Raw genomic sequence first — 21198 nt, 5'->3', positions numbered from 1 at the left:
GGTAGCAGCCATCGAGCCGACCGTAGCGAGGCTTCGGGTGCGCCGATGTCGGTCATTCGTCCACCATTGCCGGTGACGGCGTGGACACTCAGAGTTCGTCGGCGCGGATCAGTCCGTCTTGGATCGCCCGTGCCACCAGTGCCGCCTTGGTCGGCGCGGTGCGGCCGACGTTGGCGTACTTGATCCGGACCCGCTCCAGGCAGGCGTTCACCCGGCGCACGGTCAGGTTCAGCTGTCTGGCGACCATCTCCTTGGACTCGCAGTGGAACCACTCCAGCAGCACCTCGGTCTCCCTCGGCGAGAGCCGGGGCCGGTTCGGCCGGTCGTCGGTGCCGAAGGCGCCGGAGAGCATGGGCGGGGTGTACGGGGTGTTGGTGGCCGCCGCGTGGACGGCGGCCACCAGGTGGTCCTGGCCCTCCGCCTTGGTGAGGTAGGTGAAGGCGCCGATGTCCAGTGAGGCCAGCACGGTCTCCCGGTCGGCCCGCATGCTGTAGATCACCACCTGTCGGCCGGCGTCCACCAGTCGCTTGAGGTCGCCGTAGGCCGGGCCGGCCATGTCCAGCTGCAGGTCGAGGATCACCACCTGGGCCTGGTCCCCCGGGGAGAGCCAGGCGACGCCGACGTTGGTCCCCGAGGCGACCACCTCGATCGGCGGGTCGGCAAGGGCGCACCAGGCCCGCACTCCGGCGATCACCGCGGGATGGTCGTCCACCACCACGACCGTGTTCATCTGCCTCCCTGCCACGTCGCCTGAACCCACACCCGGTCGCCGTCGACCAGTGTGGACGTTCGAACCCCGTCGGTGTTCGGCTCGGGCACCAGGTGAGGCGGGCAGTCCGCCACCACGCTGACCGTCACCGAGCCGTCCGAGCCGCTGACGGTGAGCCGCACCCTGCCCCGCGCGGTGGCCAGCGCGGCGACGGCGGGTTCGGTCAGGGTCCGGCGTGCCACCCTCGGTATCTCCGGCCGCACCCCGCACTCGGCGAACGACACCGAGATCCCGTTGCGCTCGGCCAGTTCGATGCACGCGCGCAGTTCGTGCAGGAGTTGGTCGGGTGCGGTGGTGTCCTCCGCGAACAGCCGCCGCATCTTGGCCGCCTCCACCGCGCACCGCTGGCGCACCCCCTCGTCACCCGGGTCCAGGGCCCCGGAGGCGAGGCCGCGCAGCAGGGGGACGGTGGTGTCGGCCAGGCCGGCGTAGCGCTCCATCCGGTCCCGGTGCAGTTGTTCGGCGACCGCCTCGGCGGTGCGCAGCTCCTCCTCGGCGCGCGCCACCTTCGCCGAGGACGCGGCGAGCCCGCGCAGCACGGCGGCGATCAGGCCGACCGCGAGCTGGTAGCCCAGCACGATCACGGTCGCGTTGACCAGACCGGCGAACGACACCGCGCTGTCGCCGGCCAGGGCCGCGTGGCCGAACGTCATCGCGTACTGGGCCAGCAGCACCCCGACGAACACCACGGCCCTGGCGTCCAGCAGCAGCAGCGCCACCGTCCAGCCAGCGTCCCCTTCGGACCAGTGCACGGCGCCGAGCCGGTGTTCGGGTGGGATCGACTCGGTCGCCAACGCCGACAGCGCGAACACCACCGCCACCAGGACCCAGCGCCACCGCCCGAGTTGCCGGCCGCGCCGCAGCACCAGCGCAGCCCAGGCGGTGATCGCGAGGAACCCGCCCCAGGCCAGCACCTGCGGCCACACCGCGCGGTAGGTGTCGAGGTTGGTCAGCAGCTTGGGCAGGTCGAGCAGGAACAGGATGACCAGGTTCATCACCACGACCGCCCAGCCCAGCCCGGTCTGGAACGCGGTGCCGATGACCTCGGTGTCGTCGGCGGCGAACTGGCGGGTGGTCCGGGGGCACTCCATCCGGACCCGGCATCCCTGGCCGGGGGCGCTGACCACCTCGGCGCGGCCACCCACCCGGCGCATCCGTTCCACCAGCGACCGCGTCACGCCGTAGCCGTGCCGGGGCAGGTGCTCCGCGTCGAAGCCGCGCCCCGCGTCCGCCACCTCGACCACCACGGTGTCGCCGTCCAGGCTCGCGGTGATGTCGGCCTCGGCCACGCCAGAGTGCCGGACCACGTTGGTCAGCGCCTCCCTGGTGCCGTGGCACAGCGTGGCCGCGGTGACCGCCGGCACGGACAGCGCGTCCGGACCGCGCAGCCGGACCCGCAGCGGGGTCAGCCCGGCGACCTCGCGCAGCCGGCCCATCAGGTCCACCTCGCGGTGGGACGCGACGGACGGCTCGCTGATCACGTCGAGGTCGCGGGCGGCCTGGTCGGCCAGCCACCGCCGGGGCCCCGGCACCACTCCCGCACCCACCATCAGCAGGGTCGCCGACGCGGTGTCGTGCAGGGCGGCCAGGTACTCGTGCTCGTCGACGCGGCGGGAGGCGGCGATCGCGGCGTCGCGGCGCAGCAGTTCGCCGCGCTCGACCTGCCGGTCGGCCGCCCTGGCCGCCCGGCGCACGAACTTGTACAGCCCCCAGGACAGCGCGGCCTCCATCACCAGCCACAGCTGGAACGGGGCGGACACCAGCCACTCGTCCGGCCGGGCGATCACCGCACCGACCAGGTAGGCGGGCACCACCGCGGCGGTGACCGCGGCCAGGGCCGCCGTGCCGATCTGCCACGGGTAGCTGACGATGGTGATCTCGGCCATGACGAGCACCCAGCTCATCCCGTCCGCGCCCACGTCGGGTGCGGCGGTCCACACCTGGGTGAGGCAGGCGCCGCAGACCACCAGCACGTCCACGGGCACCAGCCAGCGCCGCACCCGCGCGGCGCGGCGCGCCATCGCCGTGGCGTACACCGCGTTCCAGGCGTTGATCGCGAGCACCACGGCGACCGCGACGCCCGGTCGCGGGGCGGGTTCCACGAACAGCGACACCAGGCTGGCCGCGGCCATCACCGCCAGGCGCATCACCAGTGCGTAGCGCAGACCCTGCCGGAGCAGTCCCCGCTCGGCGGAGCCGGTCAACTCGACGTGGTGGTGCGCGCCGTGGCCGGGTCCAGTGCCGGCCCGGTCGGGAACAGGGAGAGCACGGCCGCCGGCACCTCGGTGCGGCTCACCGTGCCGTAGCCGAGCGCCCGGAGCGCGTCCTCACCCGGCACCGGGTAGCGCACGCCGGTGTCGGTGATGACGTACACCGGACCGGGCGGGGCGCCGGGCGCGGTCTGTTCGGCGACGACCGCACCGGCACCGCCGGGCACGTGCACCTCGGTCGCGGCGGGCCCGGTGCCGGTCTGCTCGGCCGGATCGGCACCGCCCGCTCCGGCGGCGCTCGCGTCCACGGTGCGCGGCGCGACGTTGCCGGGCAGCCCGGTGCCGACGGTGACGCGGTCACCGGACGCGCACACGGTCGCGGTGGCGTCGATGTCGATCAGTTCGGGCCGCCGCTGCGGGTAGCCGTCCTCCCGGGCGGCCGAGCGCGGTGCGTCCGCCACGTCCGCGGCCGACACGGGCAGGGCACGCGGGGCGGTGTCGGGATAGGCGGCCGCGCTGCCCGGCGAGCCGAGCACCAGGCGGGCTTCGGTCTCGGTGACCACGGCGAGGCCGTCGGCGCGCACCAGGTAGTGCTCGGCGGTCCCGGTGACCAGCACCTGTCCGACCCTGGTGGCGGTCGCGCCGACCCGGGGGCCGCTCTCCCCGCGTCCGGGCACGTCGATCGTGTCCAGGTCGCGCCCGGCCGGGATGGTGTTCAGCCAGGCGGGGGCGACCGGGATCCGCTCGGCCGCGGCGTAGCCGAGCGCGACCACGGCGTGCTCGTCGACCAGGCGGTGCCGTTGTCCGTCGGTGATCAGGAAGAGTTCACCGGAGCGCAGCGTGGCCAGGATCGCCTGTGCGGGCCCGAGTTCCGCCCCGCCCGGTTCCTGTCCGATGAGGACGGTGGAGATCGGGTCGTCACCGGCTGGCCGGTCCGCGGCCAGCCGGGTGCACCTGGTCCACGGGCCGGTGAGTAGGTGGTCGACACCGGGCAGGGAGTCCGGCGCGCCGCTGATCCCCATGCCCGGACCGCGCGGCACCCCGCTCAGGGTGCTGGCCGGGACCACCACGGTGCGGTCGCCGTCGCCACCGGCGAGCAGCCGCGCCGAGGCGTAGTTGAGCACCGGGTGCAGCGCGTTGTCCGCGCCGAGGATGAACCGGGCCCCGGTCTCCTTCTCGACGATCACCTGCCCGCCCTGCCGCCACTCCTCGGCGCGGCTGGGGGTGAGCAGGCCGATGATGCCGAACACGGCGGTGGTCAGCAGCACGACGACCAGCCCGATCACGGTGCCGAGCACGACCCGCATCGACGGCGACGCCGGGTGGTTGGCGTCGGCCGAGACGAGTGCCGAGACAAGGCGGCGACGGAGGAACTGGTACGCCTGGATCTGATCACGCTGGTTCCACACGACAATCTCCTTGCCCTGCTTGGCATCGCGAGCGTGATCAGGATGATACTGAGCGCGTCACCACCCGGATCCGGCTTTGCCGCGATCTCGCGGCAGCACGCGAAGTCTGGCGATTCGCCAGCAACGGCGACTCCCCGGTGCGCCGCGCGGCCCCGCCGCCACAACCGACGCCGGGACACGCGCTCGACCAGCCGGCCCGGTACACATTCCGCACAATCCGCGAACACACCAGCATATTCACTCTTTCGAGTGGCATCGGATTTCCCCGTGGGAGCACCAGCCGCTGTCTGGCATAGTGAAACACCGCCGGAACTGATCCGCACCAGGCCGGGGAGCCAACCAGAGGGCCGTCCAGGAATAACAGTCAAACAAAGAACAATGGCTTCCACGCGCCTTCCGCACGGTTGATATCAATGAACGAGAGAATGGTGGACAGAGCAATGTTGAAAGCGGCGGTTGATCGGATCAAGCTCATCTTCACCCTGCTCGACGCCGACGGCACCGGCTACCTCGACGCCGCCGACTTCGAACTGATGGCACGGCGCGTGGCCGAGGCGGCGGACGGAGCCGGAACTGCCGCGAAGGACGCGATGTCCGCCGCCTTCCGCCGGTACTGGGCGACCTTGGCCGCCGAACTGGACGCCAACCGCGACGGCAGGGTGAGCTTTGACGAGTACGCCGCCTGCGTGCTGTCGCCGGAGCGGTTCGACGACACGATCAGCGACTTCGCCGAGTCACTCGCCGCACTGGGCGACCCGGACGGCGACGGGCTCATCGAGCGCCCCGTCTTCGTGGCGCTCATGACGGCCATCGGATTCGAGCGCGCGAACATCGAGGCCCTTTTCGACGCTTTCGACCCCTCGGATTCGGACCAGATCAAGGTGTCGACCTGGGTGCACGGCATCAAGGACTACTACCGCCCCGACAAGGCGGGAATTCCCGGCGACCACCTGGTCAACGGCACGAGCGCCTGACCCCGATTCCGACGACGAGGGGGCACGGTGGCACCGGTCATAGGACTCGCGATCGGCCGAGGCACGGGAGCGGAACTCGCGGCCGTCTTCGAGCGGGTGCTGGCCAGACTCGGCCAGTTGTACGCAACCGAAATCGACGTCACGCGATCACCGCGGATTTATCACTCGTATTCGTCGTTGCGGCGCGAGGGCGGGATCGAACGGATCCGCCGGCTCACGCAGGAGGACGCCGAGCACTACGAGCTGTTCTGCCGCACCCAGGCGCGCCACGGCGTCCCGGCGATCTTCCGCACGGCGATCAACGCCCAGTCGCTGTACCTGGTGCGGCAGCGCCTGCAGGCGGTGAAGGTCGACGTCATCGCCCACCAGGACACGTCGTTGCTGCTGGTCCGGGACGAGGCCCAGGGGTTCTACACCGGCGAGAACAGCCACTCCCCTGGCACGGTCACCCGCACCATGAGCTTCAGCAGGGAGATCACCGAGAAGGTCGTGTCGTTCGCGTTGCGGCGGGCGCGGCAGGAGTGGCCCGACCGCGGCATCGGCCAGGTCCTCATGGCCTACAAGTTCCACCTGCTGGACGGCGCGCTCGACGAGTGGGTCGCGGAGATCTCCGAGCGCCACGGCACGCCCATCAGGTTGTGCCAGCCGGACACGGTGAACCGCAACCTGATCGAGCGCGACCCGCCGGAGCGCACCGTGATCATCGCCGGCAACGAGTGGGCCGACATCATGCACGTGGTCCTGTTGGACCGGTTCGGCTCGGAGCGGCAGGAGAGCCGCTGCACGGAGAACATCCACCTGCGCGCCGAGGTGGCCGGCCTGACCGAGTACCAGACCGTGCACGGTTCCGCCGACGACCTGGAGGGCAGGGACGCGGTCAACCCGGTGGCCACCGTGCGGGCCGCCGCCGCGATCGCCGAACGGCACGCCGGCTGCGCCGGTGCGGTGCGGGCGGTGGAGCGCGCGCTCAGGTCCGTCGCGGAGCGCGGCATCCGCACCGCCGACCTCGGCGGGCGACACACGACCACGGCGGTGGTGGACGCGCTGCTCGACGTGCTGGAGCCGGCCGAACCGGACCACACCCCGCTGACCGGCCGGACAGTGGCGGCCGAGCCGTGACCCCGCGGGAGAAGACGGCGCTGGTCGTCGTGGACCTGCAACGTGACTTCTGCGTGGGCGAGGTCGCCGCCTCCCGGTACCAGGGCGACCTCGCGTCGCTGGCGAGCGTGACGGCGAACGCCGCGCGAGCCGTCGCCTCGGCACGTGGTCGGGGCATCGAGGTCGTGTTCGTCAGGTTCCTCGGCGACGTCGAACACCAGGGACCGAGTTGGCGGCGGCGGGACCGCGTGCTGGGCAAGCAGCCGAAGTGCCGTGCGGGTTCGCGGGGCGCCGAGTTCCACCAGGTGTCGCCGGCGCCTGGCGAGCAGGTCTTCACCAAGCGGGCGTGCTTTGACGCGTTCCTCAGCGACGGGTTCGAGCGGCACCTCCTCCGACGCGGCATCGGGCATCTCGTGTTCGCCGGGCTGTACACCGACGTCTGCGTGGACTCCACCGCTCGAACCGCGTTCCAGAAGGGCTTCCACGTGACGGTGCTGACCGACTGCACGGCCAGCCTGCACCTGCCGGCCCAGGACATCCTGCGGTTCATGCGTGTCGTGTACGGCGCCGGCACGACCACCCACGACCAGCTGGACACGTGGTCACGACTGCCCGGAGAGGAGGTTGGGTGGCCCACGCACAGCACGGGGACACCGGCGTGAGCGGCGGAGTCGGCCTGACCGCGCTCATGGTCGCGGCGGCACGCGCGATCGAGACCCACCGCCACGACACCCTGGTGCGCGACGTCTACGCCGAGCACTTCGTCCGCGCCGCACCGGCGTCCTCGGGCTGGCCGGTGCGGATGCGGGAGGTCGCGGACGGGGACGCCAACCCGCTGTGGGGGCGTCTGGGGCGCTACTTCGGTCTGCGGACGAGAGTCCTCGACGACTTCCTCCTCCGGTCGGTGCGTGCCGGTGCGCGCCAGGTGGTCCTGCTCGGGGCCGGGTTGGACACGCGGGCGTTCCGGCTCGACTGGCCGCCTGGCCGCGTCGTCTTCGAGATCGACCGAGCGGACGTCCTGGCGTTCAAGCACGAGGTGCTCTCCAGCGTGGGTGCCGTCTCCCGGGTGGCACGCACCCCGATCGCGGCCGACCTGCGTGCTGACTGGGCCGACGCCCTGGTGGGAGCTGGCTTCGACGCGGCAACGCCGACCGCCTGGCTGGCCGAGGGGCTGTTGCTCTACCTGCCCAGCGCCGCGGAACAGCGCCTCATCCAGACGGTGAACCGGGTGAGCGCAGCCGGAAGCGCGCTGGCGTTCGAGGTCAAGCTCGACAGGGAGTCACCGGCAGTCCGCGCCAACCCCGTCTACTCCTCGACAAAGCGCCAGATCGGCGTCGACCTGCTCGCGTTGTTCGACGGGGAGGCGCGCCCGGACTCCGCTGGGGACCTGAGCAGACTCGGCTGGGCCACGGCCGTCCACACCCCCTTCCACTTCACCCGGCGCTACGGGTGTGGCCCACAGCCCGAGCAGAACGACGCGCTCGCGAGCAACCGGTGGGTGTTCGCGACCAAGACCAGCCAGCAGCAGCACGAGTGATCAGGAACAGCCGCACAGCGGGAGCCAGCGCCTCGGCCAGCAGCGGACCGGGCGCTGGCTCCCGGTGTCCGACAACGGCTTCGCGCTGGGACGCCCGGGCTCGGCGCGCGTGTCGGACGTGCCGTCACCGAGCGGTGTCCGGTCGACCACCCGGCTGCGGCGCAGCGTGCGGGTTGACCAGCATGAAGCCCACCCCCCGGATGGTGCGCAGGTACCGCGGTGTTTCCCCGCTCTCGCCGAGCTTGCGGCGCAACCACGACAGGTGCACGTCCACCGTGCGGTCGGTGCCCAGATAGGGCCGCTGCCACACGTTGGTGCTGAGTTCGCTGCGGGTCACGACCCGGTCGGCACGGCCGGCCAGGTAGGACAGCAGGTCGTACTCCTTGCGCGTCAGGGCGAGTGGACGACCGTCCAGCGCGGCGGTGCGCCGAGCGGGGTCGAGCCGCAGTCCACCGACGAGGATGGGTTCGTCGGCCAGTACCGGTGCGGCGCGGCGGGTTCGCCGGAACACCGCGTTGACCTTCGCGACGAGTTGACCGGTGGAGAAGGGCTTGACCACGTAGTCGTCGGCGGTGGTGTCCAGGAGGCGGACGGCGTCCGACTCCGATCTGCGCTCCGTCGACACGATGACCGGAGCGTCGCACACCGCCCGGAGCATCACCAGTGCGTCGGCACCGTCGATGTCGGGCAGCCCCAGGTCCAGGATCACCATGTCCGGCGGACGAGTCGTGACGTCGCGCAGCGCGTCGGCCGCGGTCTCGACGGCTCGGACGCCGTACCCACTCGTGACCAGCGCGCGGATCACTGCCCCGGCCACCGCCGGATCGTTCTCGGCCAGCAACACGTGGGGCATGGCCGAATCGTAATCTGAACCGTCAAGGTGAACTGCCCTGCGCTGGTCGGCGTCGCCGCCACCGGCGCCGCGGACCGGGCGACTCAACTGATGTTGACGCTCGTTCCCGCGCGGGCCGGAACGCCGGCCGCCGGTGGCCACCGGTCTCGTCGCCGACGCGGCGGTCGGTGCTCGTGCTCCTCCTTTCGAGCCGGACGGGATCACGCCCGCCACCGCGGTTTCGGGTGGCTGAGCGAGCCGCGCCGCGGTCGGCGCGCGTCCGGTGGCAGTGCGGTCGAGCAGTTCTCGCGCTGTGCGCATGCGACACCCCGGTGTGTGCTTGCTGGCGGGGTGTTCGGGCCGGTCCTCGCGAACTCGGCCCGAACACCCCGGTCGTCTGCGTGCACCGCCCTGCTTGGGATCCGTTCGGCTAGCTGCCGCTCATGGCACTGATCAACTCGCCGTCACTGGTGTCGCCCGACAGCTCCCAGAAGAACATGCCCCCGAGGCTCTGGCTGCCGGCGTAGGTCCGCTTGCCCCTGATGGTGTCCGGGGTGTCGTAGCTCCACCAGTCGCTGCCGCACAGTCCGTACGCGGTGCCGGCGATGGTGTTGGTGGCCCGGCAGGTGTTCTTGAGGACCTTGTAGTCCTCGATGCCCTGCTCGTAGGTGCCCCGCGCGGGTCCCGTGGCCCTGCCGCCGGGCGCGAGTTGGGTCACGCCCGTCCAACCCCGGCCGTAGAAGCCGATGCCGAGCAGGAGCTTGCCTGGTGGGACGCCCTTGCCCTTGAGCTTGGTGATGGCGGAGTCGGTGTTGAAGCTGGGGTTGGGGATGCCGTCGTAGGCCCGCAGCGGTGAGTGCGGCGCGGTCGGTCCGGTGGTGTCCCAGGCTCCGAAGAAGTCGTAGGTCATCACCATGTACCAGTCGACGTACTGCGCCGCGGCGGCGTAGTCGGTCGCGTCGATCTTTCCGCCGGACGAGGCGTCGGCGGTGATGGCGGCGGTCACCAGGTTCGAGCCGAACCTGGAGCGCAGCGCCTTCACCAGGTTTCCGAACGCCTTCGGGCCACTGGTGTCACAGGTCAGCCCGCAGGCGTTGGGGTACTCCCAGTCGATGTCGATGCCGTCGAACACGTCCGCCCAGCGCGGGTCCTCAACGAGCTTGTAGCAGCTGTCGGCGAACGCCTCGGGGTTGCGGGCCGCTTCGCCGAACCCGCCCGACCAGGTCCAGCCACCGAAGGACCAGATCACCTTCAGCCCGGGGTACATCTTCTTGAGCTTGCGCAACTGGTTGAAGTTCCCGGCCAGCGGCTGGTCCCAGGTGTCGCCGACACCGTCGACGCTGTCCGCCGCGCTGTAGGTCTTCTCGTAGTCGGCGTAGGAGTCGCCGACGGCGCACCTGCCGCCCTGGACGTTGCCGAAGGCGTAGTTGATGTGGGTCAGCTTGGCCGCCGAGCGGGAGGTGGCGATGTTCTTGACGTAGTAGTGGCGGTCGTACACGCCCCAGTTGGCGAAGTAGCCGACCAGCTTCTGGCCCGGTTCTCCGGGCTCGCCGGGCTCATCCGGCGGGTTGCTCGTGGTCGGGGTCGTGGTGGTCGTGGGGGGCACGCTGCCGCCGTCGCAGGAGACCCCGTTCAGGGCGCACCCGGTGGGCGTTCCCGTGCCCGAGGCGTTGAACCCGAACGAGGCCGATCCGCCAGCGGGGATGGTCCCGTTCCAGGACAGGTTGGCGAACGTGTACTCCGTGCCGGACGACGAGAGCTGCGCGTCCCACGCCGAGGTCACCGAGCCGGACCCGAGGGTGAACGTGAGCCTCCAGCCGCTCAGCTCGGCGCTGCCGGAGTTCCGGATGGTGTACCTGCCCTCCCAACCGGTGTCCCAGGACTGGGTCTTCTCGAATGTGGCCGTCACCGTCGCCGCGCCACTGGCCGGGGCGACCACGACAAGGCCGAGCACGACCGCCGCGGCGGCGGCCACGCCCGCGATGGCGTGCCATCGGATTCTCGACATCAGCTACCTCACAGGGAGCAGGGATGGACTACCCTCAACTTGGTCTAGACCATGTGGCGCGGCAGCCCGTCCGAACGGACAGCGGGCCACCGCGCCGACCTCAGTGGTCGCTGATCTCCCGGGGTCGAACCCCCCGTTCCGGGGCGCGGGCGGGGTTCGCGGGAACGCGGCAGGGGGTTCTGGACATCAACTACCTCGCAGGCAGCAGGGACACCCACATTGTGGTCTAGACCACTAATCGAACGGCTCCCATGGTCGGCGGAAACCACACCGACAACGCCATCCTTAACGCAGATTTAACAGAGCTTTAAATGTGCGGTCCCACCCCGGGTTCTCCGGCCACGGGGGCGGTGAGGTAGCGGGTGAGCATGGTGACGAGTTCGTTCTCGAACCGGGGGATCTCAAGGGGATCGGGAGCGGCGAGCAACTGGTGGACGACGAGTTGGATCGTGGCGACGACGAGCCGGGCCGCGGTGTGCGGGTCGTCGACCCGGGCTTCGGGGTGCCGGGCGAGCAGCTCCTCGACGTAGGCGACCCGGGCCCGTTCATACTCGGAAACCTTCTCCAGCAGTTCACGGGAGCGGGGCGCCTGCTCGGCCATGACGCGCAGCAGCTGCGGGTCGTCCAGGTGGTTCTCGACCGCCGTGCGCACGAAGACCCGGATGATCTCCCCGAGGGAGTCGGGCAGCTCCTCGCTCTGTCGCCGCGCGCTGATGGCGCCGCCGACGTCGAGGTGCCGGTCCACCAGCGCGAGCAGGATCGCGTCCTTGTTCGGGTAGTACTGGTACAGCGAGCCGATCGAGATCCGGGCCCGTTCGGCGATCCGGTTGGTGGTGCCCGCGGCGTAACCGTGTTCGGCGAAAACGTGAGCAGCCGCGGTGAGGATGCGCTCCCTGGTGTGCTCGGCCCGAACCTGGCGGGGCTGTTTACGTGGTTGAAGTCGGCGGCTCTCCGATGTCATGGCACCTCCTGGACGACAGCGCCGAAAGCGAGTAGCGCGCGAAGTGAGCAATTGCTCATAATAGTGTCATGACCTGCGCGAATGCCGTGATCGGGTAGCACGCGCAGGTGGCACCGAGTCCATTGGCGGTGGCGGTGAACCCTCGGCCGGGACGACGTTGACGCCCGACCGCACCGCCCCTGTCCTCTCGCATCCACGAGGAGCCCTTGATGACGCATGCCCGCACGCGCCCCCGGCGGGTGTACCAGGACGAGGTCCGCGCCCGACTCGGCGAGCCCGAGGCGATGATCAGGGCCAAGATCCTCGACCACATCGATGAGCATTCCCACCGCTTCATCGCCCACTCCCCGTTCCTGGCGCTGGCCACCGCGGACGCGGCCGGGCGCGCCGACTGCTCGCCCCGCGGCGACTACCCGGGATTCGTGAAGGTCCTCGACGAGCGCACGCTCGCGATTCCCGACCGCCCCGGCAACAGGATCGCGGACTCCTTCGGCAATCTCGCGGAGAACGACGGGATCGGTCTGCTGTTCCTCATCCCCGGGCTCCGGGAGACGTTGCGCGTCAACGGCCGCGCCTATCCCACCGACGAGCCGGACGTGCTCGCCCGGATGCGGACCGAGGGCAGCGAGCCGGTCCTGGCGCTCGTCGTCGAGGTGGCCGAGGTGTACTTCCACTGTGGACGGGCACTCATCCGTTCCCGCCTGTGGGACCCGGCGAGCCAGGCGCTCGCCGCGGAGATCCCGTCACCCGGTGAGACCGCCGTCGGCCAGCTCGGACTCGACATCGATCCGGCGCTGCTCGATCGCAACCTGGAAGCCTCCTACCGGAAGCTGTTCTGACCGAGTCCACGAGGTGATCTCAATGCAGCAGACAATCCTCGACCGTGTGGACAGGGTCGCCGACGGCGTCGTCTCCCTCGTCCTGCGCGGCACCACCGGCCCACTGGCGCCCTGGGAACCGGGCGCGCACATCGACCTGGCCCTGCCGAACTGGCTGACCCGGCAGTACTCGTTGTGCGGCGACCCGGCCGACCGGGAGAGCTACCGCGTCGCCGTGCGCCACGAGCCGCTCAGCCGGGGCGGCTCGGAGTACGTCCACCTGTTCCTTCGCCCAGGCCGCAACCTCACGGTTTCGTTGCCGCGCAACAACTTCCCACTCGTTCCAGCACCGGAGTACCTGTTCCTCGCCGGCGGAATCGGCATCACCCCCATCCTGCCGATGCTGCGGGCCGCCGTTGCCTCGGGAGCCGGGGCGAGATTGGTGTACGTGGGCAGGTCGATCGCGGCCATGCCCTTCGCCGCCGAACTCCGCGCGTCCCACCCGGACCGGGTCGACATCGTGGCCACCGAAACGCGGGACAGGCCGGACTTCGCGGCGTTGGCCGCCGCGCTGAGCCCGCGCGCACTGGTCTACTGCTGCGGCCCGGGGTCCATGCTCGCCGCGGCCGAGGCCGTGTTCCCCTCGGACCGGCTGCACACCGAGCGGTTCCGCTCCGCCGGCAGAGCATTCGCACCCAACAGGGCGTTCGACGTGGTGTGCGTCCGATCAGGACAGTCGGTCCAGGTCGCTCCGGACGAGACGCTGCTGGACGCGCTGACCCACGCCGGGCAGCCCGTGCCGTCCGGCTGCCGGGAAGGCGTGTGCGGTAGCTGCGAACTCACCGTGCTCGACGGAGAACCCGAGCACCGGGACGACATCGGTGCCCCGCCGGGTCGGATGTTCGCCTGCGTGTCCCGCGCGCTGTCCTCCCGGCTCGTCGTGGACCTGTGACAAGAGGCGGGTGACGACATGCTGCCCAAGGTGCGCACGCCCGAGTCACGCAGGATGATCACCTGGGTCGCGGGTGAGGCCAAGCTGGCCACCGGCCTGCGCCGCCACCTGGTGAACGACCGCGGGGTGCCGAAGTCGGACATCGCCTTCTTCGGGTACTGGCGACACGGGCGGTCAAGCCCCGGCTGATCCCTCGGGGCGGCACCGCGAGGACTCCGCGCCGAACCGCGAAGTCCTCGAACACCCAGGTGGCACCAGCGTGTGGCGGTGCCTGGCGCACCGCCACACCGCGTCACAACGTTCACCGGGCCCCGATCAGTCCAGTGCGCACTGTCGCGGTCGGACTGTCAGCTGAGCGGCTGTCTGCTTCACCTCGGTCGCCGCCCCCGCCTCTCGCGCCGGGGGTGGCGACCTTCCGGGCCGAACCCGCCGCGGGAACGGCGGAATCGGGCTGCCCAGCCGACTCGGGTCCGAAACTTTCGGCGGCCAGGACCCCGGAGGACACGGCGTCCGGACATGCGTCCGTGCGCCTCGGTCTACACCGAGATCGACTGAAGATCCAGCCCAGCCAGGAAAATTTCCCCCTTTTGCCGGACCGTGGGGAACCAGAAGTTCATTGACGCGACACCACGAGGCCCCCTATGGTTTCGACCAAGTTCCCGAAAGTTTAGCCGTAAGGTCGAAAGTTTCGGCTACCTGCCCCGCAGACCCCCGTGACGAAGCGGGCGGTGTCCGGCCGACCCGGCAGCGGTTCAGGAGGAACGTACAAGATGTCACAGCTCGTCCTCTTCGCGATCGACATCTGCGCAGTGGTGTTGCTCGTCTTCGGGCTCTACTTCCCACGACACCGCCGCCGCGACCTGGTCGTCGCCTACCTGGGGGTCAACATCGGCGTGCTCGCGGTGGCGAGCGCGCTGAGCGCCAGCAACGTCGGTGCCGGGCTCGGGCTGGGACTGGCGCTGTTCGGCGTGCTGTCCATCATCCGCCTGCGCTCGACAGAACTCGACCAACACGAGGTCGCCTACTACTTCTCCGCGCTGGCCCTGGGCATCCTCGGCGCGCTGAGCACCACCTCGGTGTGGCTCAGCGGCGGCCTGATGGCGCTCATCCTCGCGGTGATGTTCCTCGGCGACCACCGGCGCCTGTTCCGGCACTACCGGCACCAGATCCTGGTGCTCGACTCGGCCATCACCCACCACGCCGTGCTCGTCGCACGCCTGGAACAGCTGCTCGACGCCCGGGTGCACGCCGTCAGCGTCCAGCGGCTCGACCTGGTCAACGAGACCACCGTGGTCGACGTCCGGTACGCGCTGCCCGACCGCGCGCTGATCGCTGATCCCAGCACGTCCACACCGTCCGGAGCGCGCCGATGACCACGGTTCCCATCGTGCCGGCCCTGACCCGGCTGGCCCCCGTCGGGCTCGGTGAACTGATCGACCGCGCCGCGTTGCAGACCAGGGTGGACCGCAAGTACCTCGTCCCCGCGCAGGCACTGCCAGGCCTGCTGGAGCGGCTCGCGCCGCACGCCCGGGTGCTGGACATCGACGGTGAACGCACCTTCCGCTACGAGTCGGTGTACTTCGACACGCCACGCCTGGCCAGCTACCACTGCGCGGCGTACCGCAGGCGCCGGCGCTTCAAGGTGCGCACCCGCACCTACCTCGACTCCGCCCAGTGCTGGCTGGAGGTCAAGATCAGCGGTGCCCGGGGCAACGTCACCAAGCACCGGCTGCCATACCACCCCGGGGACCGCGCCACCGTCCACCCCGGACGTGACTTCGTCGACGACGCCCTCACCCGCGAGTCGATCGGTCCCACCGCCGGGAGCGCCCTCGACCCGGTCCTGGTCACCCGCTACCACCGCGCCACCCTGCTGCTGCCGGACACCGCGAGCCGGGTCACCATCGACACCGGGCTCTCCTGGCGGACCGCCGAGTCCGCGCTGTGCCTGCCCGGTCTCGCCGTGGTCGAGACCAAGACCGCCTCGGCCGCCACAGCGGTTGACCGCGTGCTGTGGCAGGAAGGGCTGCGACCGGTCCGCATCTCCAAGTACGCCACCGGGCTGGCCGCCCTCCGCGTGGACCTGCCTGACGTGCCGTGGCGGCGGACGCTGCGCCGCCACTTCCGCGGCACCGCGCCGTCGGTGGGCTCCGCACCGACCACCTCCCCCCGCCCCGAACAGGAGACATCGTGCGTCTGACTCCGCACAGCACCGGTGTCGCAGTACCCCGCCGCACCACGGGATTCGCGGTCACCGCCGTGCTCCTCGCCGGCCTCCTCATCCCGTACCCGTCATCGGCCGGTGCCGCCCCGGGTTCCAACGCCCCTCCGGACAGCCGCGCGGCAAGCACCGCCGCCGGCACCGGCACCACCGACACCGACACGGCGGCCGCCGACGCCGACGCCGCGGCTGCCGCCGCCGACGACCTGACCGGCGACATCACCTTCTCCGTGCCCAGCGGCACCTTCCAGGGCCAGGTCGCGGTGTCCCTGAGCACCACGGTCAGCGGCGCCCAGATCCGCTACACCACCGACGGCCGGCTGCCGACCGCGCAGTCAGCCCTCTACCAGGGCTCGGCACTGCAGTTCACCCGCACCACCCAACTGCGGGCGCAGGCCTTCGTGGGGCAGACCGCGTCGGGCGCGCCCGGAACGGCCATGTACGTCGCCCGTGGCACCACCACCACGACGCACGACCTGCCGGTGATCCTGATCGACTCCTACGGCGCGGGCAAGCCCGGCCGGGAGTACTTCGACGCCGCCACCATGATCTTCCAACCGGGCAGCGGCGGGACGACGTCGATCGCGTCGGCTCCGACCGTCGCGACCCGCGCCGGACTCCGGCTGCGGGGCCAGTCGTCGGCCACGTTCGAGAAGACGCCGTACCGCGTCGAGTTCTGGGACAACGACAACGACGACGCCGACTACCCGGTGCTGGGCATGCCCGCCGACTCCGACTGGGTGCTGCGCGGACCGTTCACCGACAAGGCACTGATCCGGGAAGCCCTCAGCTACGACCTCGGCAGGGAGATGGGGCTGCAGGCACCGCGGTACGCGTTCGCGGAACTCTACCTCAACACCGACGCCACTCCGGTGAACGCCAACGACTACATGGGCGTCTACCTGATGGTCGAGACGATCAAGAACACCAAGAACCGGCTCGACCTCGAAAAGCTGCACGAGGACGACCGGACCCTGCCGGAGATCCAGGGCGGGTACATCTGGAAGTTCGAGTGGATGGCGGCCGAGGAGCCGACACTGCCGTGCAGCGGGCCGGCGGCCACCTGCTGGAACTACCTTGAGGTGGCCGACCCGTCACCGCTGCAACCCGAGCAGCGGGACTGGCTGCGCAATCACATCCAGGAGTTCCACAACGTGCTGCGGGCGCCGAACTTCGCCGACCCGGTCACCGGCTACCCGGCGTACATCGACGTCGGCTCCTTCGTCGACCAGCTGATCATCAACGAGTTGAGCCGGGAAATGGACTCCTACGTCCGCAGCGCCTACTTCTACAAAGACCGGTACACCAAGATCTTCGCCGGCCCGCTGTGGGACTACGACCTCTCCTTCGGGGTGGGCGGGTACTTCCAGAACGACCAGACCGCGGGCTGGCAGTACCAGCAGACCCGGCAGCCACTGGCCAACGACTGGTTCACCCAACTGCTGCGGGATCCGGCCTTCGTCGACCAGGTCAGGTCGCGGTGGCAGACACTGCGGCGCGGCCTGCTCTCCGACGCCGCGCTGCAGAGCAGGATCGACGCTCTGGCCAGGCCGCTGACCAACGCCGCGCAGCGCAACTTCCAGCGGTGGCCGAACCTCTCGACGGCGCTCATCGGTTTCTTCATCACCCCGACCGCGCCCACCTGGCAGGGTCAGGTGCAGTACCTGCGGGACTGGATGCAGCGGCGCATCGCCTGGCTGGACTCCCCGGCCGGGTGGGGCGGTACGACGACCCCGCCCGGCACGGGCGGGTGTTCCGCGACGTACACGGTGACCAACCAGTGGTCCGGCGGGTTCCAGGGCGAGGTCCGGGTCACGGCGGGCAGCGCGGCGATCAACAACTGGACCGTGTCCTGGACCTTCACCAGTGGCGAGACGATCAGCCAGGCCTGGAACGCGACCGTCACGAGCCAGGGCGCGGCGGTCACCGCCCGCAACGCCACGCACAACGGGTCGGTCGCGGCCGGGGCCAGCACCACGTTCGGATTCCTCGGGACGTCCACGGCCGCGCCCGGCAGACCGGCCCTCACCTGCACCGGGAGCTGACGGCTGGCGGACGCGTGCCCGGTAGCGGGCCGAGCCGGGGAGGGCGGTGGCCGTGGCCGTGACGGTCACCGCTCGTCCCACTCACCATCCACAATGGTCTCCAACAGGTCCCGCAGCCGGTTGGCGATCCCGTCGGCCACGCGGTCGTCGAACACGTCGGGTCGGTATTCGAGCCGCAGGCTCAGCCCGTCCGGCGACGGGCCGGCGAGCAGGACCAGCGGGTAGTGGGTGCCGTCCCGGGAGTCCGCGTAGGCCAGCCGCAGCCCGGTACCCGGTGCGGCCAGGGAATCCGGGGCCACCGGGTAGTTCTCGAACGCCATCATGGTGTCGAACAGCTCGCCGAAACCGGCCAGCCGGGCGATCTCGGTGAGCCCGAGGTGCTGATGGGGGATCAGCGCGGTTTGCTGGTCCTGCGTCCTGGTGAGCAGCGTGAGTACCGATTCGCCGGGATCGACGCGCACGCGCACTGGAACGGTGTTGATGAACAGGCCCACCATCTCCTCGACACCGGGCAGGTCGGCGGGCCGTCCGGCCACGGTGGCGCCGAAGACCACGTCGGTGCGTCCGGTCAGCTCGGCCAGCAGCAGGCCCCAGGCTCCCTGCACCAGGGTGTTCAGGGTGAGGCTGTGCTGACGGGCCTGGGCGGTCATTCTCGCCACCAGGTCGGCGGGCAGGTCGAACAGGATGCGACGCGGCACCAGTGGTGCGCGGCTGCGTCCGGGCGGTGCCACCAAGGTCGGAGCCGCAAGCCCGGTCAGGGCCGCCCGCCACGCCGCGGCTGCCGCAGCCCGGTCCCGCGTCACGAGCCACCGCAGGTAGTCGCGGTAGGGCGCTGGCCCCGGCAGGGAAGTGTCCCCGGCGTACAGGGCGAACAGGTCCCGGACCAACAGCGGCAGGGACCACCCGTCCACCAGGATGTGGTGTGCGGTCAGCACCAGCCGGTGGCGGTGCGCGTCGAGCCGGATCACGGTGAAACGCAGCAGTGGCGGCGTCACGGGATCGAACGGCTGCCCGGCGTCCTCGTCGAGCAGTCGCAGCAGCGCCGAGTCCCGTTCCGAGTCCGGGAACCCGGTGAGGTCCAGCTCCCGCCACGGCGGCCGCACCCCGTCCCTGATGACCTGCACCGGCCCCGACGGTCCTCTTCGGACGAACGCCGCGCGCAGGTTCGGGTGCCGCGCCAGCAGATCACTTGCCGCGTCCCGAAGCCTCGCCTTGTTCAGCGCCCCGGTCACATCGATGCCGAGCTGCACGGTGTAGACGTCTGGCTGGCTGCTGCGCTGCGTGTTGTGCACCACCAGGTGGTAGAGCAGCCCCTCCTGCAACGCGGTCAGCGGAAGAACGTCGACCAGCCCGGAGTGCTCGGCCTCCAGCAGTTCGACGTCGGACTGGGTCAGCGAAACCAGTGGCAGGTCCGAGGGGCTGTGACCGCCGTCGGCGCAGTCGGCCAGCGCCCGTGCGGCAGTGCCCCACGCCTCGGCCAGTTCCCGCACCTCGTCCTCGGTGAACAGGTCCCCCGGCCACGACCACGTGATCGACAGCTCGCTGCCGTCGGGGCTGTCCAGGCAGATCACTGCGATCTCCAGGCAGTGCGGAGCTGGTGTGTCCGGACTCTGACCACCGTCCAGCGCCGGCGCCTCCTCGGCCGGTGCCCAGGCCCGCGCTCCCCCGCCGGTGGCGAACCGGCCGAGGTAGTTGAATCCGATCTGGGGTTCCGCCAGCTCCGCCAAGCGTGCTCGGGTGCGCGGATTGAGATGGCGGAGCATGCCGTAACCAACGCCGTTCCCCGGCACCGCGCGCAACTGTTCCTTGACCCGCTTGAGCGCCTGGCCCACGTCTGCCAGGTCGACCGTGCCGGGGTCCAGGCGCACCGGGTACAGGCTGGTGAACCAGCCGACGGTGCGGGAGAGGTCCAACCCATCGCCAGTGGGTTCCCGGCCGTGGCCCTCCAGGTCGACGCGCACCGCCGAGTCGGCGTGCCGCCAGCGGCCCAGCGCCAGTGCGAGCGCTGTCAGCAGCACCTCGTTGGCTCCACAGTGGAACGCTGCGGGGATCCGGGTCAGCAACGGCTCGGCGTGTTCCGGGGACAGGCTGGTGCTCAGCGACCGCACGCTGGCCACGGTGTCCCTGCTCGGGTCGAGTGGGCGGCGACCAAGCGGAGGCTCGGGACCGTCCAGTGTCCTGGTCCACCACGGCAGTTCCGCCTCGCGTTCGGCGTCGAGTGCCCGGTCGGACAGTTCACGTGCCCACCGCCGCAGGGACGTGGGAACCGGGTCCAGTTCTGGCCGGCGGCCCTCGGCCAGCGCCTGCCAGGCGGCGCGCAGATCCGGCACCAGGATGCGCCAGGACACCCCGTCGACCGCGAAGTGGTGCACGGCGAGCAGCAGCCTGCCTGTCCGGTCGGGCCCGGCGTCGAACCACACCACCCGCAGCACACGACCCGAGGCTGGATCCAGCTCCGCCTGGGCCCGTGCGCCTTCCCGGTCGATGACCGAGCGGAACTCCTCGTTCTCCGACACCGCCACGCGCCGCACGCAGTCGCGCTCGGCCACCGATCCGGGTGGGGTGATCTCCAGGTTCCAGTCCTCGTCGACGAGCCGCAGCCGGAGCGCGTCGTGCCGGTCGAGCACCGCGCGAACCGCGCCGAGCAACCAGTCCTCGTCCAGTTCGGGCGGCACCTCCAGCACCACGGACTGGTGGAAGCCGGCCAGCCCACCGCCGTGCTCCCGCCACCAGCGCATGATCGGCAGCGGTGGCACCGCACCGGTCCCGACGTCGGGCGGCACCGGGTTCGCGGTGATCTCCTTGGCGACCACGGCCAGCGCCGCTGGCGTCTTGTACTGGAACACCTGTCGCGGAGTGATGACCAAACCCGCTTTGCGGGCTCGGCTGACCAGTTGGATGGACAGGATGCTGTCCCCACCCAGGTCGAAGAACCCGTCGTCGACGCCGACTTCGGGCAGGTTGAGCGCGTCGGCGAACAACGCGCACAGGGCTGCCTCGCGCGCGCTGCGCGGGGCCCGACCGGAGACCATCGCGGTGAAGTCGGGTGCGGGCAAGGCCGCGCGGTCCAGCTTTCCGTTGGCGGTCAGCGGAAACGCGTCCAGGACCAGCACCGCCGACGGAACCAGGTAGTCCGGGAGGGTCTGGCTGACATGGCCGCGGAGGTCCTGCGGCGTGGGGCGTTCCTGCCCCGGGGCGCTGACCACGTAGGCGACCAGGGTCCTGGCGCCCCCAGGGGTTTGCCCGGGTATGACGGCGGCCTGGGTGACGGCGGGATGGCTGGCCAGCACCGCTTCCACCTCACCCGGTTCGACCCGGAAACCCCGGATCTTCACCTGGTCGTCCACCCGCCCCACGAACTCCA

The 21198-nt window shown here is 70.8% G+C and carries 17 protein-coding genes; 10 read left to right on the top strand and 7 right to left on the bottom strand.

Going from position 1 to position 21198, the window contains the following annotated elements; all coding sequences use genetic code 11:
- Window positions 1–88: 88 nt before the first annotated feature.
- Genes LX83_RS35675 through eccB form a run of 3 tightly spaced genes read right to left on the bottom strand, consistent with a single transcriptional unit; the run spans window position 89 to window position 4388 of the window.
- Window positions 89–730 carry a DNA-binding response regulator gene (locus LX83_RS35675; RefSeq protein WP_253780023.1) on the bottom strand — a complete coding sequence of 214 codons (642 nt, stop codon included), beginning with the start codon at window positions 728–730 and terminating at the stop codon, window positions 89–91.
- Complete coding sequence (locus LX83_RS35670) at window positions 727–2973, bottom strand: ATP-binding protein (RefSeq protein WP_253780019.1); 2247 nt, start codon at window positions 2971–2973, stop codon at window positions 727–729. Before LX83_RS35670 ends, LX83_RS35675 begins: the two co-directional genes overlap by 4 nt.
- Window positions 2970–4388, bottom strand: a complete 1419-nt coding sequence (gene eccB, locus LX83_RS35665; RefSeq protein WP_253780017.1) for a type VII secretion protein EccB — start codon at window positions 4386–4388, stop codon at window positions 2970–2972. The genes LX83_RS35670 and eccB overlap by 4 nt, the downstream gene beginning before the upstream one ends.
- A gap of 440 nt (window positions 4389–4828) precedes the next feature.
- On the opposite strand from eccB, the gene LX83_RS35660 reads away from it, so the two are divergent.
- The 4 genes from LX83_RS35660 to LX83_RS35645 are packed head-to-tail and all read left to right on the top strand — an operon-like array spanning window position 4829 to window position 7997.
- Complete coding sequence (locus tag LX83_RS35660; protein WP_253780015.1) at window positions 4829–5362, top strand: EF-hand domain-containing protein; 534 nt, start codon at window positions 4829–4831, stop codon at window positions 5360–5362.
- A 27-nt stretch (window positions 5363–5389) separates the two neighbouring features.
- Window positions 5390–6481, top strand: coding sequence for an isocitrate/isopropylmalate family dehydrogenase (locus LX83_RS35655; RefSeq protein ID WP_253780013.1), 1092 nt, complete (start codon window positions 5390–5392; stop codon window positions 6479–6481).
- Window positions 6478–7122 (top strand): cysteine hydrolase family protein, encoded by a 645-nt coding sequence (locus LX83_RS35650; RefSeq protein ID WP_253780011.1) that lies wholly within the window; start codon window positions 6478–6480, stop codon window positions 7120–7122. The genes LX83_RS35655 and LX83_RS35650 overlap by 4 nt, the downstream gene beginning before the upstream one ends.
- Complete coding sequence (locus LX83_RS35645; protein WP_253780009.1) at window positions 7089–7997, top strand: class I SAM-dependent methyltransferase; 909 nt, start codon at window positions 7089–7091, stop codon at window positions 7995–7997. The genes LX83_RS35650 and LX83_RS35645 overlap by 34 nt, the downstream gene beginning before the upstream one ends.
- A gap of 124 nt (window positions 7998–8121) precedes the next feature.
- Here LX83_RS35645 and LX83_RS35640 read toward each other — a convergent pair whose 3' ends face one another.
- The 3 genes from LX83_RS35640 to LX83_RS35630 all read right to left on the bottom strand — a co-directional run bounded on the left by LX83_RS35640 (window position 8122) and on the right by LX83_RS35630 (window position 11798).
- On the bottom strand, window positions 8122–8850 hold the full coding sequence (locus tag LX83_RS35640; protein WP_253780007.1) for a response regulator transcription factor: 729 nt from the start codon (window positions 8848–8850) through the stop codon (window positions 8122–8124).
- A 409-nt stretch (window positions 8851–9259) separates the two neighbouring features.
- On the bottom strand, window positions 9260–10837 hold the full coding sequence (locus LX83_RS35635) for a glycosyl hydrolase family 18 protein (RefSeq protein WP_253780004.1): 1578 nt from the start codon (window positions 10835–10837) through the stop codon (window positions 9260–9262).
- Window positions 10838–11144: 307 nt separating this feature from the next.
- Window positions 11145–11798, bottom strand: coding sequence for a TetR/AcrR family transcriptional regulator (locus tag LX83_RS35630; protein WP_253780002.1), 654 nt, complete (start codon window positions 11796–11798; stop codon window positions 11145–11147).
- A gap of 209 nt (window positions 11799–12007) precedes the next feature.
- Here LX83_RS35630 and LX83_RS35625 point away from each other — a divergent pair, with 209 nt between their 5' ends.
- The 6 genes from LX83_RS35625 (at window position 12008) to LX83_RS35600 (ending at window position 17834) form a co-directional block, all read left to right on the top strand.
- Window positions 12008–12637, top strand: coding sequence for an MSMEG_1061 family FMN-dependent PPOX-type flavoprotein (locus LX83_RS35625; RefSeq protein WP_253780000.1), 630 nt, complete (start codon window positions 12008–12010; stop codon window positions 12635–12637).
- A gap of 22 nt (window positions 12638–12659) precedes the next feature.
- Window positions 12660–13568, top strand: coding sequence for a PDR/VanB family oxidoreductase (locus LX83_RS35620; protein ID WP_253779998.1), 909 nt, complete (start codon window positions 12660–12662; stop codon window positions 13566–13568).
- Between the two features lie 18 nt (window positions 13569–13586).
- Window positions 13587–13757 (top strand): SIP domain-containing protein, encoded by a 171-nt coding sequence (locus tag LX83_RS35615; protein WP_407649746.1) that lies wholly within the window; start codon window positions 13587–13589, stop codon window positions 13755–13757.
- 581 nt (window positions 13758–14338) lie between these two features.
- The gene (locus LX83_RS35610; RefSeq protein WP_253779997.1) at window positions 14339–14941 is read left to right on the top strand and encodes a DUF4956 domain-containing protein; all 603 of its coding nucleotides are present in this window, start codon (window positions 14339–14341) and stop codon (window positions 14939–14941) included.
- Window positions 14938–15768 (top strand): polyphosphate polymerase domain-containing protein, encoded by an 831-nt coding sequence (locus LX83_RS35605; protein WP_253779995.1) that lies wholly within the window; start codon window positions 14938–14940, stop codon window positions 15766–15768. The genes LX83_RS35610 and LX83_RS35605 overlap by 4 nt, the downstream gene beginning before the upstream one ends.
- Window positions 15759–17834, top strand: coding sequence for a CotH kinase family protein (locus tag LX83_RS35600; protein WP_253779993.1), 2076 nt, complete (start codon window positions 15759–15761; stop codon window positions 17832–17834). Before LX83_RS35605 ends, LX83_RS35600 begins: the two co-directional genes overlap by 10 nt.
- Before the next feature lie 65 nt (window positions 17835–17899).
- Here LX83_RS35600 and LX83_RS35595 read toward each other — a convergent pair.
- Window positions 17900–21198, bottom strand: a 3299-nt coding sequence (locus tag LX83_RS35595) for a condensation domain-containing protein (protein WP_253779990.1), incomplete at its 5' end; no start/stop codon positions are given.

The organism is Goodfellowiella coeruleoviolacea (genome assembly GCF_024171785.1).
Lineage (GTDB): Bacteria > Actinomycetota > Actinomycetes > Mycobacteriales > Pseudonocardiaceae > Goodfellowiella > Goodfellowiella coeruleoviolacea.
Note: the sequence above shows the minus strand (reverse complement) of the source record. Positions and strands in the feature narration are given on the sequence as shown.

Coding starts and splice junctions, on each gene's coding strand:
- LX83_RS35675 (WP_253780023.1), bottom strand. CDS start 730: ATGAACACGGTCGTGGTGGTGGACGACCATCCCGCGGTGATCGCCGGA.
- LX83_RS35660 (WP_253780015.1), top strand. CDS start 4,829: ATGTTGAAAGCGGCGGTTGATCGGATCAAGCTCATCTTCACCCTGCTC.
- LX83_RS35640 (WP_253780007.1), bottom strand. CDS start 8,850: ATGCCCCACGTGTTGCTGGCCGAGAACGATCCGGCGGTGGCCGGGGCA.
- LX83_RS35635 (WP_253780004.1), bottom strand. CDS start 10,837: ATGTCGAGAATCCGATGGCACGCCATCGCGGGCGTGGCCGCCGCCGCG.
- LX83_RS35630 (WP_253780002.1), bottom strand. CDS start 11,798: ATGACATCGGAGAGCCGCCGACTTCAACCACGTAAACAGCCCCGCCAG.
- LX83_RS35625 (WP_253780000.1), top strand. CDS start 12,008: ATGACGCATGCCCGCACGCGCCCCCGGCGGGTGTACCAGGACGAGGTC.
- LX83_RS35620 (WP_253779998.1), top strand. CDS start 12,660: ATGCAGCAGACAATCCTCGACCGTGTGGACAGGGTCGCCGACGGCGTC.
- LX83_RS35615 (WP_407649746.1), top strand. CDS start 13,587: ATGCTGCCCAAGGTGCGCACGCCCGAGTCACGCAGGATGATCACCTGG.
- LX83_RS35610 (WP_253779997.1), top strand. CDS start 14,339: ATGTCACAGCTCGTCCTCTTCGCGATCGACATCTGCGCAGTGGTGTTG.
- LX83_RS35605 (WP_253779995.1), top strand. CDS start 14,938: ATGACCACGGTTCCCATCGTGCCGGCCCTGACCCGGCTGGCCCCCGTC.